The organism is Oleiphilus sp. HI0128 (assembly GCF_001635365.1).
Genome location: NZ_LWGG01000152.1, coordinates 1 through 1,454, shown reverse-complemented (window position 1 = coordinate 1,454; position 1,454 = coordinate 1). Strand labels below are relative to the sequence as shown.

Genomic DNA, 1,454 nt, shown 5'->3' with positions numbered 1-1,454 from the left:
TGGATGAAAAAGCTCAGATGGGCCAGCGCAACCATCTTAGTTCTCTCGCCTTTGATGTCATTTACCCGCTTAGTGCTGAGCAAGGGCATGCAGAGCGTATTCTCTATAGCTCGCTTAACTGGGCATATACCAACTGGCAAGGAATGACCTTTGGTTTTCTATTTGCTGCAGCTGTACTGACTTTAATATCTTTCCTTTCAATAAACTTGCCTAAAGTCGCAGATGGGCGAAATCCTTATAAACAAGCGTTTATTGGTGCCTTGCTCGGAACTCCTTTGGGTGTTTGCGCCAACTGTTCTACGCCCATTGCTTTTGGTTTATACCGGGGAGGCCTTCCTACTCCCACCGCTTTATCGATGCTGAGTAGTTCGCCAAGCTTTAATTTTATCGTGGTTGCGATGTCACTAAGCTTGCTGCCCATAGAGCTAGTTGCCATTANGTACATCTTGATCGTATTTTTTGTCTTACTGGTAATTCCCTTTTTAAGTGCTCGTTTTCATGGCGAGGGTGGTAAGTTTAAAGGTAGTGGTATTGATCTCCCGCTAAATGCCTGTGCAATTACGCAACAAACTAGGGGGCTTCAGTTTGTCTTTGAATTTACCAAAGCATATTTGGGGCATTTAGGGTTTATCTTAAAAGGGGCGCTGCCTCTTATGCTTTTAGCTGGGGGGCTTGCTGCGCTTGTAGCAGAATTTGTTTCACTAGATAACTTAAATGGGTCGTGGACCTTAATAATACTAATTGTGGTGGCCTTGTGCGCTGCTTTTTTTCCGGTTCCTATTGCCTTCGATGTTGTTATCTCAGTTGGCTTGTTGGCAGCGGGGGTTGATATTGCCTATGTTGGCGCAGCCTTTTTTGCTTTAGGCGTTTTTAGTATTTATCCCGCGACGATGGTTGCACGAGATATCTCTCTGAAATTGAGCCTTGCCTTATTATTGAGTGTGTCTGTTTTAGCGTTACTGGCTGGTCTGACCGTCAGCGCATATACCGAGCAATCACAGGGCGCTAAGTTGCTATCGGTAACAGAAAAACTATCTCAGCTAGCGATGACTAATGATGCGGCTGAAAAGGAAGCAATAGAGCTTCACGGTTTACCGGAATATTCGGCACGCCCCCTGATGCGAAAAGCTGCCCGTGCCTGCCATGTTCTTGGTGAGTCTCGTCAGTATGACTGCTTTGAACGCTTCGTTGTTGAGCTATTATCGAAGCAATTTAGTGCGAGTGCCTGTGATTATCTGGAGGATGCAGCGAGCTATCGCCAGCGCTGTATGGAGGCATTTGATTATCTTAAAGTCAGGAAAGGCGCCTTAACAAACGAAAGTGTGGATCAGTGTAATAGTTTACCTACGCAATATAGGCAGCGCTGTCGTTATGACTATTTTTTCGAGAAGACACTTGAGCAACAAAGCTTATCGCCATGCTTGTCTTTAAATTCTCAAGAAGGTCAGCGCCAG

The 1,454-nt window shown here is 45.4% G+C and carries 1 protein-coding gene; it reads left to right on the top strand.

Annotation, left to right across the window (positions count from 1 at the left end; translation table 11 throughout):
• Positions 1-17: 17 nt before the first annotated feature.
• On the top strand, positions 18-1,454 hold a 1,437-nt coding region (locus tag A3763_RS01970), incomplete at its 3' end, for a permease (RefSeq protein WP_197482694.1).